Genomic DNA, 14,346 nt, shown 5'->3' with positions numbered 1-14,346 from the left:
CCCCACTGCCCGAGCGCTGGAGAGAGGCTTCCGCCATGCACGCCCTGCAGTACGAACTGACCCTGCCCGCCGACTACGACATGGGCATCGTCCGTGACCGGGTGGCCCGCGTCGGGCATCTGCTCGACGACTGGGACGGCCTCGGCCTCAAGACGTACCTGGTGCGCGAGCGCGGTGTGCACGGCTCGCCGGTCAACCAGTACGCGCCCTTCTACCTGTGGAACGCCGTGGAGGGCATGAACCGCTTCCTTTGGGGAGGCGCCTTCCAGGGACTCGTGAACGACTTCGGGCGGCCCGAGGCCCGGCAGTGGTCGGGTCTTGCGTACGAGGAGGGCGGCGCGGCCGACGCGCGTGCGGCCTTCGCGGTCCGGCGGCGGGAGCCGGTGCCGGACGGGACCGAGTTGTCCGGGCTGATGGTGGACGTGGCGCGAGACACCCGGCGGGTCGCGGGCGAGGACGGCGCGGTGCTGGCGGCCGCCGCCGTGGACACCGCCCGCTGGGAGCTGGTCCACTTCTCGCTCTGGGCCCACGAGACCCCGAAGGCCGAGGGGGACGTGTTCCAGGTGCTGCACCTGTCGGCCCCCGGCCGGGACCGGCTGCCGCGCGGGCGCCAGTGGTGAGCACCGTCCGTACGGTCCTCGGTGACGTGCGGCCGGAGGACCTCGGCGTGTGCGACGCGCACGAGCACCTCTTCCTCCGCGGTCCAAGACTCCCGGGCCAGGACTGGACGTCGCGACCGCGGCGCGGGCGGAGCCGACGGCGTTCCGCGCGGCGGGCGGGGCGAGTGTCGTGCACCTGGAACTGGGCACCGGCGCGCTCGACGTACTGGACCTGCTGTGCGGGGAGTTGGGCGTCCCCGGCGGCCGGGTGATCCTCGGCCGTCTCGACCGGAGCAGGTACGCCGCGTCCGCGTCGACAACCCGGCCCGGGCCTTCGCCGTCGACTGGCCCTGGCCCACCGAGATGTCGACCGGCGGCCGCGGCTTCGCGGCGGCGGACAGGCCCTCGTGGGCCGGGTGGGTCTCGTGGGCCGGGTGGGTCTCGAAGGCCGGGGGGTCTCGAAGGCCTCACGGCTCAGTGGTGGGCCCTCACTGCAGCGCCCCCAGCGGATCGTCCAGGACCGGCTGCCACGCCAACTCGGCGGCTCCGACCAGGCTGTTGTGGCTCAGCGTGCACGGCAGGATCGGTACGCCACCGCTCTGGCCCCACAGGCTGCGGTCGGCGACGACGGCACGCAGCCGATCGGGGTCGGCGTCCAGCAGGGTGCGGTGCAGCCCGCCGAGGATGATGCGATCCGGGTTCAGGATGTTGACCAGGCCGGCCAGGCCCAGGCCCAGGCGGTCGATCAGGGCCTCGGCGGCCCTGCGCACGGTCGGGTCGGCGTAGTGGTCGCGGACCAGGTCCTCGGCCTGCCGGAGCAGCGACACCTCGGGGCCGGGTTCGCGGTCCGCCTCGATGAGCAGCGCCAGCGGATCCGCCTCGACATCCAGACAGCCCCGGCTGCCGCAGTGGCAGGGCCGGCCCTCGGGGTTGACGGTGAGGTGACCGACCTCCAGGGCCAGTCCCGAACTCCCCGTGTGCAGACGGCCGTCGAGGACCAGTGCGCCGCCGACGCCCCGGTGCCCGGTGGCCACGCACAGCAGATCGCGGGCGCCCCGGCCCGCGCCGTGCCGGTGCTCGGCGAGCGCGGCCAGGTTCACGTCGTTGCCCGCGAAGGCCGGGCCGGTGATCCCGGCCGCGCGCACGCACTCCGCGAAGATCCGGCGCACCGGCGCGCCCACCGGCCAGGCCAGGTGCAGGGGGTTGAGGGCGAGGCCCTCCGGTTCGGCAACGGCGGACGGCACGGCGAGACCGGCGCCGACGCAGCGCAGGCCGGTGGTGCGGAGCAGGTCGGCGCCCGCCTCCACCACCGAGCCGAGCACCTTCGCCGGGTCGGCGTCGACGGTCTCGCAGCCGGGTGCGGTGGCGACGATCCGGCCGCCCAGGCCGACCAGCGCGGCGCGGAAACCGTCGGCGTGGACCTGCGCGGCGAGCGCGACGGGGCCGTGCTCGGCGACCTCCAGGCGGTGCGAGGGGCGGCCCTGCGAGCCGGCCGCGGCGCCCGGGTGCGCGTCGACCCGGATCAGGCCGAGCGCCTCCAGTTCGGCGGCGACGGCCCCGGCCGTGGCCCGGGTGACGCCGAGTTCGGCGGTGAGCACGGCGCGGGTGGGGGCGCGACCGGTGTGCACGAGTTCCAGTGCGGGGCCGAGTGCACCGCGCCCTCGGTCCAGTCTCGTCTTCGAGGTCCCTTCCCCCGTCGGGCGGGGGGCCGACTTGCCGCTCATGAGAGCGAGTCTCCCATGATCCGTAGCCTTGCTCGGTCGCGGGAGTCGTGCGCCGGGTGCGGCATCGTCGTGGCCGGTCACGCCCACGCGGCGAAGCCGCACCCGGATTCAGCCCGGTGCCCCTGAAGGGGCGCTCCAGGCCACGCGGCTCACAATCCGCTCACCCTCAGCGTGACGTTCAGACGGCCGGTCAGGCCCAGCTCCGCCGGTCCCGTGCCCGGGTACACCCTGGGCACCCCGTGATAGGCGAGCCGCGACTCGCCCCCGAACACGAACAGGTCGCCCGAGCGGAGTTCCACATCCGTGTACGGCTTCGTCCTGGTCTCGGTGTTCCCGAAGCGGAACACGCAGGTGTCCCCCAGGCTCAGTGACACCACCGGTGCGTCCGACCTCTCGTCGGCGTCCCGGTGCATGCCCATCCTGGCGTCGGCGTCGTAGAAATTGATCAGTGCGATGTCGTACGACAATCCGCCCACCGCCTGCGGGCCCAGCGCGTCGGTCACCGCGCGGCGGCCCAGTTCGTCGAGCCGGGCCGGGAACGGCTTCACGGGGCTGTGGTCGCCGTCGACGACGGTGCGGGCGTAGGCGTACGGGTACCAGTGCCAGCCCAGGCAGACCTGGCGGGCGGTCATGGTGCCGCCCTGTGGCGTGCGGACCGTGCGCAGTCCGGCGGGTGGCCGGGCCCACTCCCGGCAGGCGGCCAGCAGCTCGCGCTGGAGCGGCGCGCTCAGCCAGTCGGGGACGTGCACGGCGCCCGGCGCGACCTGGGCGCACACCCTCGGGAACAGTTCGTCCTCCATGCCCCCATCCTGCCCGACCGGGTCTGAGCTGCGGCTCGGCTAGCCTGGACGCACGATGAGCGACCGTATGACGACTGCGTGGGGCGAGTACGAGCTGTCCCGCTTCCCCGAGGATCCGAGCGACCGGCTGCGTGCCTGGGACGCCTCCGACGCGTATCTGCTGAGGCATCTGGCCGAGGAACGGACCCGGCTGTCCGGGACGGTCGTGGTCCTGGGCGACCGCTGGGGCGCGCTGGTCACGGCGCTGGCCGAGCACCGGCCGACGCAGATCACCGACTCGTACCTGAGCCACGAGGCGACCCGGGCGAACCTGGCGCGCGCGGGTGTCGAGCCGGGTACGGTGCCGTTGCTCACCACGCAGGACCCGCCGCCGGAGCGGGTGGACGTGCTGCTGGTGCGGGTGCCGAAGAGCCTGGCGCTGCTGGAGGACCAGTTGCTCAGGCTGGCGCCCGCCGTGCACGCGGACACGGTGGTGATCGGCACCGGGATGGTGAAGGAGATCCATACCTCGACGCTGCGGCTGTTCGAGCGGATCCTCGGCCCTACCCGTACCTCGCTGGCCGAGCAGAAGGCCCGGCTGATCCACTGCGCCCCGGACCCGTCGCTTCGGCGGCCGGTGAACCCGTGGCCGTACAGCTACGAGCTTCCGGACGGGATCGGGGCGGTCTCGGGGCGTACGGTCGTCAATCACGCGGGGGTCTTCTGCGCCGACCGGCTCGATATCGGTACCCGGTTCTTCCTCCGTCATCTGCCCGCGGGCGGGCGCCGGATCGTGGACCTGGGGTGCGGCAACGGGGTGGTCGGTACGGCGGTGGCGCTGGCCGATCCGACGGCCGAGGTGCTGTTCGTCGACGAGTCGTTCCAGGCGGTGGCCTCGGCGGAGGCCACCTACAAGGCCAACGGGGTGCCCGGCCATGCCGAGTTCCGGGTCGGGGACGGGCTGGCCGGGGTCGCGGCCGGGAGCGTGGACACGGTGCTGAACAACCCGCCGTTCCACTCCCACCAGGCGACCACCGACGCGACGGCGTGGCGGATGTTCACCGGGGCGAAGCGGGCGCTGCGAGCGGGCGGCGAGCTGTGGGTGGTCGGCAACCGGCACCTGGGCTACCACGTGAAACTGCGCAAGCTGTTCGGCAACAGCCAACTGGTCGCCAGTGACCCGAAGTTCGTCGTGCTGAAGGCGGTCAAGCGGGGGTAGTCCCGAGGACGCCGATGATCCTTGTGACCTCCCGGGCCATCGCGTCCCTGCCCACGCTGAGGTACTTGCGGGAGTCGACCGCCTCGGGATGGTCCGCGAGGAAGCCGCGGATCGCGGCGGTCATCGCCATGTTGAGCGCCGTGCCGACGTTGACCTTGGCGATACCGCCGGCGACCGCGGCGACCAGGCCGTCGTCCGGGACTCCGGAGGAGCCGTGCAGGACGAGCGGTACGGGCACGGCGGCGGACAGGCGGGCGAGGAGGTCGTGGTCGAGGGCCGCGGTGCGGGTGGTCATGGCGTGCGCGCTGCCGATCGCCACGGCCAGCGCGTCGACCCCGGTGCCGGCGACGAAGGCCTGTGCCTCCTCGGGATCGGTGCGGGCGCCGGGCGCGTGCGCGTCCACCGGCGGGCGGCCGTCCTTGCCACCGACCTCGCCCAACTCGGCCTCGATCGACAGACCTTGGGCGTGGGCCCAGTCGACGGCCGCCGCGGTCGCGGCGAGGTTCTCGGCATACGGCAGCCGGGAGGCGTCGTACATCACCGAGCTGAAGCCGGCCGCGACCGCCTGCCGGAGCAGTTCGTCGCTCTGGACGTGATCGAGGTGCAACGCGACGGGTACGCCGGCCCGTTCGGCGGCCGCGGTGGCGGCGCGGGCAAGCGGGAGCAGCCGTCCGTAGCGGAACCTGACGGCGTTCTCGCTGACTTGGAGGACCACGGGTGAGCCGGCCGCCTCGGCGCCGGTGACGACGGCCTCCACGTGCTCCAGGGTGATGACGTTGAACGCGGCGACGGCGGACCGGGCCTCGGCGGCCCGGGTCAGCAGCTCACCGGTGGCTGCCAGCGGCACGGTCACGCCTCCCCGGACGGGGCGAGGATCACCGAGCGGGTGAGGTGCCGGGGCCGGTCGGGGTCGAGGCCCCGGGCGGCTGCGAGGGCGACCGCGAGGCGCTGGGCGCGGACGAGTTCGGCGAGCGGGTCGAGGGCGCCCTCGATCCACCGTCCCCCGGTGGCGCGGACCTGTTCGGCGAGCCCGGCGGGCGCCGGGCCGAACATCCAGGTGGCCGTGGACCGGGTGGTGATGCTGATCGGGCCGTGCCGGTACTCCGTCGCCGGGTAGGCCTCGGTCCAGGCCAGCGCGGCCTCGCGCATCTTCAGCCCGGCCTCGTCTGCCAGTCCGACCGTCCAGCCGCGCCCCAGGAAGGTGAACTGCGTGGACTCGACCAGGCCTGACGGCAGGGGGGTCGAGAGCGCGGTGCGGGCGTCGGCGACCACCGCGTCGGTGTGCAGGCCGAGATGGGCACGGAGAAGGGTGAGGGCGGTGGTCGCGAACCGGGTCTGGACGACGGAGCGTTCGTCCGCGAAGTCCAGGACGACGAGATCGTCGGCGGCCCGCGGCACCGGGCTGTCGGGGTCGGCGGTGATCGCGGACGTGCGCACACGCCCCTTCAACTGCCGTAGCAGGTCGAGCACTTCGGTGGTGGTGCCGGACCGGGTCAGGGCGAGCACCCGGTCGTAGGAGCGTCCGTGCGGGAACTCCGAGGCGGGGAACGCGTCCGTCTCGCCCTGCCCCGTGGACTCCCGCAGTACCGCCGCCGCCCGGGCCATGAAGTACGAGGTGCCGCATCCGACGACGGCGACGCGCTCCCCCGCCGCAGGCAGCGCCCCCGCGTGGAGCCCGGCCTCTTCCGCGGCCCGTATCCAGCACTCGGGCTGGCTGTACAGCTCGTCCTCGACATGTGTCATGCCGCACCCTCCCCGGATTTGATTGTTCTTGCAAGATAGGGGCAGCTTTCGAGCACAATCAAGCATTCCGACGAGGACGGGGTGGGTTAAGGTCGCCGGGAGATCGAGGAACGGAGGCGGCGGATGTCGCGCGACGCCCGCTGGAAGGCGCTGCTCGAGCTGCTCGTCGAGCGCGGCCGTCTGGAGGTCGAGGAGGCGGCGGCCGAGCTGGCGGTGTCGGCGGCGACGATCCGCCGGGACCTCGACCAGCTCGCCGAGCAGCAGATGCTGGTGCGCACCCGGGGCGGGGCGGTGGTGCACGGGGTGTCGTACGAGCTGCCGTTGCGCTACAAGACCGCCCGGCGGGCCTCGGAGAAGCAGCGGATCGCCAAGGCGGTGGCGGAACTGGTCGTGCCGGGCGAGGCGGTGGGGCTGACCGGCGGTACGACCACCACGGAGGTGGCCCGCGCCCTGGCCGTGCGCGGCGACCTCGCCACCGGCACGCCCGCGCTGACGGTCGTCACCAACGCGCTCAACATCGCCAACGAGCTGGCCGTGCGGCCCCAGTTCAAAATCGTGGTGACGGGCGGGGTGGCGCGCCCGCAGTCGTACGAGCTCGTCGGACCGCTCGCGGACGGCGTCCTGGGTCAGATCACCCTCGATGTGGCGGTGCTCGGGGTGGTCGCCTTCGACGTCGCCCACGGGGCCGCGGCCCATGACGAGGCGGAGGCCGCGATCAACCGGCTGCTGTGCGAGCGTGCCGCCCGTGTGATCGTCGCCGCCGACTCCAGCAAGCTGGGCGGGCGGGCGTTCGCCCGGATCTGCGCGGCGGAGCTGGTGGACACGCTGGTGACGGACACGGCGGCGGCGCCGGAGACGGTAAGTCGGTTCGAGGAGGCGGGGATCCGGGTCATTGCCGTGTGACCCGGCCGCGGAACCCGTCGAACACCTCCGGCATTCGCGCCGAGTCGGATACCGCTGGAGTCCGGGTCAGATACGGCTGATGTCCGCGCTGACGAACCCCGCGCCCCGTTGGTCGTTGCAGCCGAACACGGGCCGGTCGGCCGGGTCGGGCCAGCTCTGGTGGGCCTGCAGGGCGACGCTCACCAGGGTCAGCAGCAGATCGACGTCGCTCGCGGCGTCGAGTCGTATGGTCACCCACTGCGAGCCCGGGACGATGCGGATCGCCCCCGTGCTCTTGAAGTCCTTGGCGAAGTGCCGGATGGCATGGGTGGTGAGACGCAGGTCCACATCGCGCTCCGAGTGGAAGTGCGCGATCTCGCCCTGCGACGAACTCACGGCCTGACCCAGACCGCAGCTGGGTACCGCCTGGGTCAGGTCGGGCCAGGTCGCCAGTTGCGCCAGCGCGCGCGAGGCCAACGTCATGGGGCCATCATGGACCGCTCACTCTCCGGTAACCAACCGGCGAGCATTTATTAACCGTGCTGTTGCCGGACTCCGTCCGAACACAGATGCCCAAGGTGAGTGAATATCCGTAGGATTTCGGTGGTTCGAGGGACAGAAGGCACCTCTCGGATGTCCGTGACGTACATCGCGAACATCACGTTTTACGCACGTCTGGTACCGGTGGCCGCGAACGCGTCGGCGGCCGCGAGGTCGAAGTCCCCGTGGTCGCTGCCGAGGCCCTGGGCGACCAGTGCCGCCACGGCGTTGCCGAGCACCGCGGACTCCTGTGGGCCGCGGCCCAGCCCCATGCCGTAGACGAATCCGGCGGAGAAGGCGTCGCCGCAGCCCGTGGTGTCCACGACGTCGACCTCGAAGGCGGGCACGGCCTCGGTGCCCGCGGCGGTAACCAGCAGGGCGCCGTCACCGCCGCGGGTGACCGCGACGAGTCCGGCCCCGGCACCGACCAGCTTCCTCGCGCCGGCCACCAGGTCGTCCTCGCCGGAGAAGCCCAGCACCTGGTCGTCGTTGGGGAGGAGGTGGTCGACGTACGGCAGCGCCGCCGCGATCTGCTCAAAGCTGCCGAGCGCACCGGGCGCGAGCAGGTCCACGGAGGTCGTCACCCCGTGCTCCCTGGCGAAACGCAGGATGCGGGTGGCGGCCTCGACACCGATCAACTCCGGTCCGCCGAGGTGCAGATGGCAGGCCTCGGCGAGGGCGTCCCAGGGCACGTCGTCGACGCCGTAGGTGATGTTGGCGCCGAGCAGATGGAGGGAGGGCCGGTCGCCGTCGGGGCGGATGGGCAGCACGCTCGCCGAAGTGGCGGTGTCGGTACGGCGGACGAGGAACCCGGTGTCGATTCCGGCCCTGGTCAGCAGCTGTACGAGCATGTCGCCGGTCGCGTCGGCGCCGACGGCCCCGGCGCTCTGCACGGTGGCGCCCAGCTTGGCCAGGCTGAGCGCGGTGCCGCCGGCGGTCCCGGCGGCCGTCATCCTGATGTCCTCGACCAGCGTGGCGCCCTGCCCCTCGGGTATCGCGTCCACCGGCCGCACCAGCACGTCGAGCACGTGCACGCCCATCGTGACGATCCTCATGGCCTGTCCTCCCGCAGCGATCGGGTGGTGCCGTAGTTCCGTGCGATCACGGCCTCGATCACCGCGAGTTGCTGCTGCTCGTCGAGGACGCGGGGCGTTCCGATCGCCGCCGCACGCTGGTAGACGTCGCAGGCCCATTCGAGCAACAGGGCGTTCTCGACGGCCTTGTCGAGGGTCGGACCGACGGTGACCGCCCCGTGGCCGGCCAACAGTGCGGCGCTGCGGCCGTCGAGCGCGGTGAGTACCGACTCGGCGAGTTCCGGGGTGCCGAAGGTGGCGTACGGCGCCACCCGCACGGTGCCGCCGAGGGCAAGCAACTGGTAGTGGAAGCACGGCAGTTCGTCGAGCACGCAGGAGAGGGCGGTGGCCACCGGCGCATGGGTGTGGACGACCGCACCGGCACCGTGACGCCGGTAGACCCCCAGATGCAGGTCGAGTTCGGAGGTCGGCTGAAGGAACCCGGCGACGACCTTTCCGTCGAGGTCGACCACCGTCACCTGGTCGGCGGTGAGTCGGGCGAGCACCGCCCCGGTCGCGGTGACCGCGACCAGGTCTCCGGCCCGGACGCTGACGTTTCCCGTCGTGCCGAAGAGCAGGCCCGCCGCCCCCAGACGACTGCAGGCGTCCGCCACCGCTGCCCGCTCCTGGACCAGCGCGGAGCTTGAGACCGTCATGGCCGCGACGGTAACGTAAACCTGAAACAAAGTCACGTTCAGGTTCAGGAGCCGTGAGTGAGCGAGCCGACCACCGAGGAGACCGGGGCCGCCCTGCGCAGAACTCCCCAACAGGCCCGCAGCAAAGCCCGGTTGGCGCGAGTGCTGGAGGCCGCGGAGCGGGTTCTGGTCGCCGAGGGCGTGCCGGCGCTGACCACGACCCGGGTGGCGGCGGAGGCCAAGGTGTCGGTCGGCTCGCTGTACCAGTACCTGCCCGACCGGGACGCGATCATCGACGCGCTGGCGGCGACGTACTTCTCCCGGCTCGAAGGGGCGATGGACGATCTCGTCCGCGCCGCGGGCACCGAGCACTGGGACGACCCGGTGGGCGTGCTCATCGACGGCTTCGCCGCGCTCTACCGCGCCGAACACGGCTTCCGGGCCCTGTGGTTCGGCAGCGGACTGACCGACCGGGCCCGGGAGGCGGACCGCAAGCACAAACGCCGCATGGCCGACGGGGTGCGCCGGACACTGCTCGCGCTCGGGATCGTCGGCGACACGGAGGCGCTCGGCCGGGCCTGCCACGCCGCCGTCCTCGTCGCCGACGCCCTCGCCCAGGAGGCCTTCCGTCGTGCCCCCGAGGGCGACACGGCCCTCCTCGACGAGGCGAAGGTCATACTCCGCGGCTACCTCACGGTCGTCGTGGGGCGCGCGGACCCGCGGGACGCCTGAGCGTCCACCGCGACCGACCCGATCGCCCACCTGGACACGGAAGCCCTGGGGCAAGGCCGCCCGCCGACGGCCTTGCCCCGGCACGGCACCCCGCCTAGCCTGACTTTGTGCCGCAAATAAACAAAGCCCGAACCCACAACGACGTGCCGGGCACCGACGACCGCCTCGCCCGGCTCCGCGTCATCCTCACGGCCTTCTTCGCCCTCGACGGCTTCGTCTTCGCCGGCTGGGTCGTCCGCATCCCCGCCATCAAGCACCAGACCGGTGCCTCGGCCGGCACCCTCGGCCTGGCCCTGCTCGGCGTCTCCGCCGGAGCCGTCGTCACGATGATGCTCACCGGCCGCCTCTGCCGCCGCTACGGCAGTCACCCGGTGACCGTGGTGTGCAGCGTGCTGCTGTCGCTGAGCGTCGCCCTGCCTCCGCTCACCCACTCGGCACTGACCCTGGGCCTCGTCCTGCTGGTCTTCGGTGCCGCCTACGGAGGGCTGAACGTCGCCTTCAACAGCGCGGCGGTCGACCTGGTCGCCGCCCTGGGGCGCCCGATCATGCCGAGCTTCCACGCGGCCTTCAGCCTGGGCGGCATGACCGGTGCCGGGCTGGGCGGCCTGGTCGCCGGGGCCCTCTCGCCCACCCAGCACCTGCTCGGCCTCAGCGTGATCGGCCTGCTGGTCACCGCTGTCGCCGGCCGTGCCCTGCTGCGCTGCCAGGCGCCGGTGCCGCACGCCGAGGAGCACTCCGACACCGCCCCACGCCGTCTGGACGCGCGCACGCGCCGGCTGGTCGTCGTGTTCGGCCTGATCGCGCTGTGCACGGCGTACGGCGAGGGCGCGATGGCCGACTGGGGCGCGCTGCATCTGCGCCAGGACCTGGATGCCTCGCCGGGTCTCGCGGCGGCTGGTTACACGTGTTTCGCCCTGGCCATGACGATCGGCCGTGCGAGCGGAACGCGGCTGCTGGAGCGGCTCGGCCGGTCCCGCACGGTGGTCTTCGGCGGCAGCACGGCCGCGGCCGGCATGCTCCTCGGCTCGCTCGCGCCCTCGGTGTGGGCGACGCTGATCGGCTTCGCCGTCACGGGACTGGGCCTGGCCAACCTCTTCCCCGTGGCCGTGGAACGAGCGGGCGCCCTGGCGGGCCCGTCCGGCGTGGCCACGGCATCCACGTTCGGTTACGGCGGCATGCTGCTGGGCCCGCCGGCGATCGGCTTCATGGCGGAGTGGACATCCCTGTCGACGGCGTTGACGAGCGTGGCGGTGCTGGCGGGGGCAGCCACACTCATAGGTGCGACGACAAGGTGACGGACCCAGGACGTGGGGCTGCACGGGACGTACGGCTTGCACGGGATGGGCGGCCGCACGGGACGAACGGCTGCACGGGATGGGCGGCCGTAAGGGATGCCCAGTTGTACGGGCTGCGCGGCCGTAAGGGATACGCGTGCCTTCAGTCCGGCAGCCCCGTCAGTCCAGCAGCCCCGGCTCCCGTACCGACTCCAGGAGGCCGGACAGTAGCGCCGTGTCGGCGGCCGTCCAGCCCGGTGGCTGCGTGATCTCGGCCCACGCGCTCGTCGGCATGGTGCCGTACCGGTGGCCGTATCCGTCCGGCACACTGTCCGCGCCGGCCAGATCGCAGGCCACCTGCCAGAAGGTGAGCAGCGGGTACCAGCGCATCGCCGGTGAGACGTCCCTGGCGCGCGGGCGGTCCAGCCAGTCCGGTTGCTGGAAGGCGAGGGCGGGTGACCACCAGACGACGGGGTCGGAGCCGTTCTGGAGGTAGACCGCGCGGGGCTCTCCCCAGGGCGCGGGCGGGATGCCGTAGTCCGTCGGCACCTGCGCGAAGCGCACATGCGCACCGTCGTCGACCACCGGCCGCCACTCGGGGCTGCCCGGCTGCCGCTGTGCGGTGACCTTCTTCCACAGGGGGTTGTCGTAGGTCGGCCCGACGAACAGCGCGCCGCCGGTCTCCGAGGTGAGCCTGGACAGGGAGCCGTCGAGGGCGGACTCCATGGAGAAGGAGCCGAGGCTCTCGCCGTAGACGAGGAGCCGGGGGCGGGAGTCGGCCGGGAGGGTCCGCCACTTGTCGTAGACGGCGTCGAAGAGGGCGCGCCCGGTGTCGGCGGCCTCGTCCTCGGTGAGCGCGGAGACCCAGCTGGGCAGGTAGGAGTACTGCATGGCGACCTCGGCGGTGTCGCCGCCCCACATGTACTCCAGGGGTTTGCTGCCCTGGTCGTTGATCCAGCCGGTGCCGGTGGTGCCCATCACGGCGAGGATCTTCCGGGAGAAGCCGCCGGTGCGTTCGAGTTCGCGTACGGCGAGGGCGGCGCGTTCGTCGAGGGTGTCGGCGGTGCGCAGGCCGACGTAGACGCGTACCGGGTCCTTGGCCGGGCGGCCGGTGAAGGCGGTGATGTCGGCGCGGGCGGTGGCCGTACCGACGAAGTCGCGGCCCCTGGCACCGAGGGTGTCCCAGTGGGCCGCGGACCGGGGGGTGCCGGAGAGGGTGGGCAGGTCGGGCTGGTGGACGCCCTCGGCGGTGCCCTGGTCGGCGAGGGACGCGGCGCTCTCGATCGCGTCCAGCGCCCCGCGCAGCAGGAAGCCCTGGACGATGCCGACGATCACGAACGCGACGAGGGCGACCCCGGTGGCGTACGCGACCGGGCGCGGGATGTGCCCGCCGAGCGGGCGGGCGACCAGGCGGGTGCCGAGCCGTACCGTACGGCCGATCAGGAGGAGCACCGTGCCGACGAGCGCGGCGACGACCGGGACCAGCGCCCACTGCCACCAGACCACCTGCGGGGGCAGGGTCACCGCGCGTCGGACCTGCCCCTCCCAGCGGACGCTCCAGGCGGTGACGGCGACGACCGCGGCGGCCCCGAGGACCCCGAGGGCCGCCCAGACGATCCTGCGGACCCGGGGACGGATACGGAAGCCCGCCCAGCGGAGCAGAAACCGGGCGAGCGTCTCCAGTACGGCGCCGACGGCGTAGCCGACGACCGCCGAGACGCCGGCGACGAGTCCCTGAAGCCACCAGGCGCGCGGAAGCAGGGAAGGAGTGAGCGACAGGCAGTAACACAGGACCGCCACGGCGATTCCGCACCAGCACGGCCGCCGCCGGACCACCCGGTCGGGGCCCGCGTGCCGGCGCAGCCGCTCCGTCGCCCGACGGGTCCAGTCCCTCGTGCGATTCACTGCCTTGCCCGCAACACCCACTTGGCCACCTCGGGACCACGATCGGCCACCACACCCGCCGCCGCATCCGGAAGGCCGCCGAGCCCATCCTCATGGTCGACAAAAGGTGCAGATCGGGATGGGATGTCCGATCGTGGTGGGCATGGCCCAGGCCCAGACGACCGAGAGTCCGCGTTCCTCGCCACCTGCGGCCAAGCCGATGCTCGCCCTGGTCCTCCGGACACCGGCGGTCCGCACGGCGGACCCGGACGCGGGCGTGGTCTTCACCTGCGACCGCGACACCCGGACCAACACCCTGCTGCGCAAGGCGGGCGTCGAGGTCATCACCATCATCGACGCCGAACTGGGCCGGGGACGCGGCGGCGGGCACTGCATGACCTGCCCGCCGCCGCGCGACCCGGTCGAGTTCTGACTCCCCCCGGCCGGGACCCGGAGATGCCGCTCCCCCGGCTCCCCACCCGGGCCGCCCTGGTGGCGGTGGTGGTCGTGCTGGTGGCGGCCAATCTGCTGGACAACCGCTGGGCCCGGTCCTGGATCCTGCTGACCGCGGTCGCCGTCTCGGCGGTCCTGGTGGCACTGCTGTTCTGGGCCGGGGGCGGCTGGGCGGAGCTGGGACTGGGCCGGAACACGCTTGCGGACGGGGTGCGTTGGGCGGTCGCCCTGATCGGGATCGTCGCGGCGGTCTATCTGTGCGGGGCTCTGATCCCGGTCACCCGCGGGCTGTTCGCCGACCAGCGGACCAATGCGCTGGGCGGGGCGCAGATCGCCTTCAAGGCACTGGTGGCGGTGCCGGTGGGGACCGTACTGCTGGAGGAGATCGCCTTCCGCGGGGTGCTGTTCGCGCTGCTGCGCCGACTGCGCACGGCGACGACGGCCGCCGTCCTGTCCTCCGTGCTGTTCGGTCTCTGGCACATCCTGCCCTCGCTGAACCTCAACAAGGACAAGCCGACGCTGGGTTCGGTCTTCGGGCAGTCGGTCGCCGGGGCGGTCCTGGTGGACATCGGGGCGGTGCTGTTCACCGCCGTGGCGGGCTGTCTGCTGTGCTGGCTGCGCGACCGCAGCGGCTCCCTGCTGGCACCGATGGCCCTGCACTGGGCGGTCAACGCGCTGGGCTACGCGGTGGGGTTCCTGCTGCGCTAGGACTTGCCACGCCGACACGGTACGTACTGCCGGGGACTGCCGCACGGGTGCGTGGCAACCGCGGGGACTGCCGCACGGGTGCGCACCGCCGGAGACTGCCG

Annotated in this window: 14 protein-coding genes and 2 pseudogenes; 8 read left to right on the top strand and 8 right to left on the bottom strand. The window is 72.8% G+C overall.

Annotation, left to right across the window (positions count from 1 at the left end):
* Window positions 1–35: 35 nt before the first annotated feature.
* On the top strand, window positions 36–620 hold the full coding sequence (locus ABZ642_RS34710) for a DUF4865 family protein (RefSeq protein WP_360491504.1): 585 nt from the start codon (window positions 36–38) through the stop codon (window positions 618–620).
* Window positions 614–894: pseudogene (locus ABZ642_RS34705) on the top strand (hypothetical protein); the annotation flags it as partial. The gene ABZ642_RS34710 and the pseudogene ABZ642_RS34705, both read left to right, overlap by 7 nt.
* Window positions 895–1,087: 193 nt before the next feature.
* Here ABZ642_RS34705 and ABZ642_RS34700 read toward each other — a convergent pair.
* Together ABZ642_RS34700 and ABZ642_RS34695 are read right to left on the bottom strand one after the other, a co-directional pair.
* Window positions 1,088–2,323, bottom strand: coding sequence for an ROK family protein (locus ABZ642_RS34700; RefSeq protein WP_360491501.1), 1,236 nt, complete (start codon window positions 2,321–2,323; stop codon window positions 1,088–1,090).
* Window positions 2,324–2,472: 149 nt separating this feature from the next.
* Window positions 2,473–3,123, bottom strand: coding sequence for an alpha-ketoglutarate-dependent dioxygenase AlkB (locus ABZ642_RS34695; protein WP_360491498.1), 651 nt, complete (start codon window positions 3,121–3,123; stop codon window positions 2,473–2,475).
* Between the two features lie 67 nt (window positions 3,124–3,190).
* Here ABZ642_RS34695 and ABZ642_RS34690 point away from each other — a divergent pair, with 67 nt between their 5' ends.
* Window positions 3,191–4,321: a methyltransferase gene (locus ABZ642_RS34690; RefSeq protein ID WP_360491495.1), complete on the top strand. Its 1,131-nt coding sequence runs from the start codon at window positions 3,191–3,193 to the stop codon at window positions 4,319–4,321.
* On the opposite strand, the gene ABZ642_RS34685 is transcribed toward ABZ642_RS34690, so the two are convergent.
* A complete protein-coding gene (locus tag ABZ642_RS34685; RefSeq protein ID WP_360491492.1) occupies window positions 4,308–5,168 on the bottom strand; it encodes a class II fructose-bisphosphate aldolase in 861 nt (286 codons plus the stop codon). The two genes, ABZ642_RS34690 and ABZ642_RS34685, sit on opposite strands and share 14 nt — an antisense overlap.
* Before the next feature lie 2 nt (window positions 5,169–5,170).
* Window positions 5,171–6,064: an SIS domain-containing protein gene (locus ABZ642_RS34680; RefSeq protein WP_360491489.1), complete on the bottom strand. Its 894-nt coding sequence runs from the start codon at window positions 6,062–6,064 to the stop codon at window positions 5,171–5,173.
* A gap of 123 nt (window positions 6,065–6,187) precedes the next feature.
* Between ABZ642_RS34680 and ABZ642_RS34675 the strand changes: the two genes are divergently transcribed.
* On the top strand, window positions 6,188–6,967 hold the full coding sequence (locus ABZ642_RS34675; protein WP_360491486.1) for a DeoR/GlpR family DNA-binding transcription regulator: 780 nt from the start codon (window positions 6,188–6,190) through the stop codon (window positions 6,965–6,967).
* A gap of 66 nt (window positions 6,968–7,033) precedes the next feature.
* Here the strand turns inward: ABZ642_RS34675 and ABZ642_RS34670 are convergent, their stop codons facing one another.
* The 3 genes from ABZ642_RS34670 to ABZ642_RS34660 form a co-directional block, all read right to left on the bottom strand.
* A complete protein-coding gene (locus ABZ642_RS34670; protein WP_360491483.1) occupies window positions 7,034–7,429 on the bottom strand; it encodes a luciferase family protein in 396 nt (131 codons plus the stop codon).
* A 182-nt stretch (window positions 7,430–7,611) separates the two neighbouring features.
* Window positions 7,612–8,541, bottom strand: a complete 930-nt coding sequence (locus ABZ642_RS34665; protein WP_360491480.1) for a carbohydrate kinase family protein — start codon at window positions 8,539–8,541, stop codon at window positions 7,612–7,614.
* Window positions 8,538–9,215, bottom strand: a complete 678-nt coding sequence (locus tag ABZ642_RS34660) for a class II aldolase/adducin family protein (protein ID WP_360491477.1) — start codon at window positions 9,213–9,215, stop codon at window positions 8,538–8,540. Before ABZ642_RS34660 ends, ABZ642_RS34665 begins: the two co-directional genes overlap by 4 nt.
* Window positions 9,216–9,272: 57 nt before the next feature.
* Here ABZ642_RS34660 and ABZ642_RS34655 point away from each other — a divergent pair, with 57 nt between their 5' ends.
* The gene (locus tag ABZ642_RS34655; RefSeq protein WP_360491474.1) at window positions 9,273–9,926 is read left to right on the top strand and encodes a TetR/AcrR family transcriptional regulator; all 654 of its coding nucleotides are present in this window, start codon (window positions 9,273–9,275) and stop codon (window positions 9,924–9,926) included.
* Between the two features lie 143 nt (window positions 9,927–10,069).
* Window positions 10,070–11,221 (top strand): MFS transporter, encoded by a 1,152-nt coding sequence (locus ABZ642_RS34650; protein ID WP_360491471.1) that lies wholly within the window; start codon window positions 10,070–10,072, stop codon window positions 11,219–11,221.
* Between the two features lie 159 nt (window positions 11,222–11,380).
* Here the strand turns inward: ABZ642_RS34650 and ABZ642_RS34645 are convergent, their stop codons facing one another.
* Window positions 11,381–13,000 (bottom strand): alpha/beta-hydrolase family protein, encoded by a 1,620-nt coding sequence (locus ABZ642_RS34645; protein ID WP_360491468.1) that lies wholly within the window; start codon window positions 12,998–13,000, stop codon window positions 11,381–11,383.
* A 352-nt stretch (window positions 13,001–13,352) separates the two neighbouring features.
* Here ABZ642_RS34645 and ABZ642_RS34640 point away from each other — a divergent pair.
* Together ABZ642_RS34640 and ABZ642_RS34635 are read left to right on the top strand one after the other, a co-directional pair.
* A pseudogene (locus ABZ642_RS34640) lies at window positions 13,353–13,517 on the top strand (arginine deiminase family protein); the annotation flags it as partial.
* A 23-nt stretch (window positions 13,518–13,540) separates the two neighbouring features.
* A complete protein-coding gene (locus tag ABZ642_RS34635; RefSeq protein ID WP_360491465.1) occupies window positions 13,541–14,245 on the top strand; it encodes a CPBP family intramembrane glutamic endopeptidase in 705 nt (234 codons plus the stop codon).
* Window positions 14,246–14,346 lie beyond the last annotated feature (101 nt).

This window comes from Streptomyces sp. NPDC007157 (assembly GCF_040634235.1).
Lineage (GTDB): Bacteria > Actinomycetota > Actinomycetes > Streptomycetales > Streptomycetaceae > Streptomyces.
Note: the sequence above shows the minus strand (reverse complement) of the source record. Positions and strands in the feature narration are given on the sequence as shown.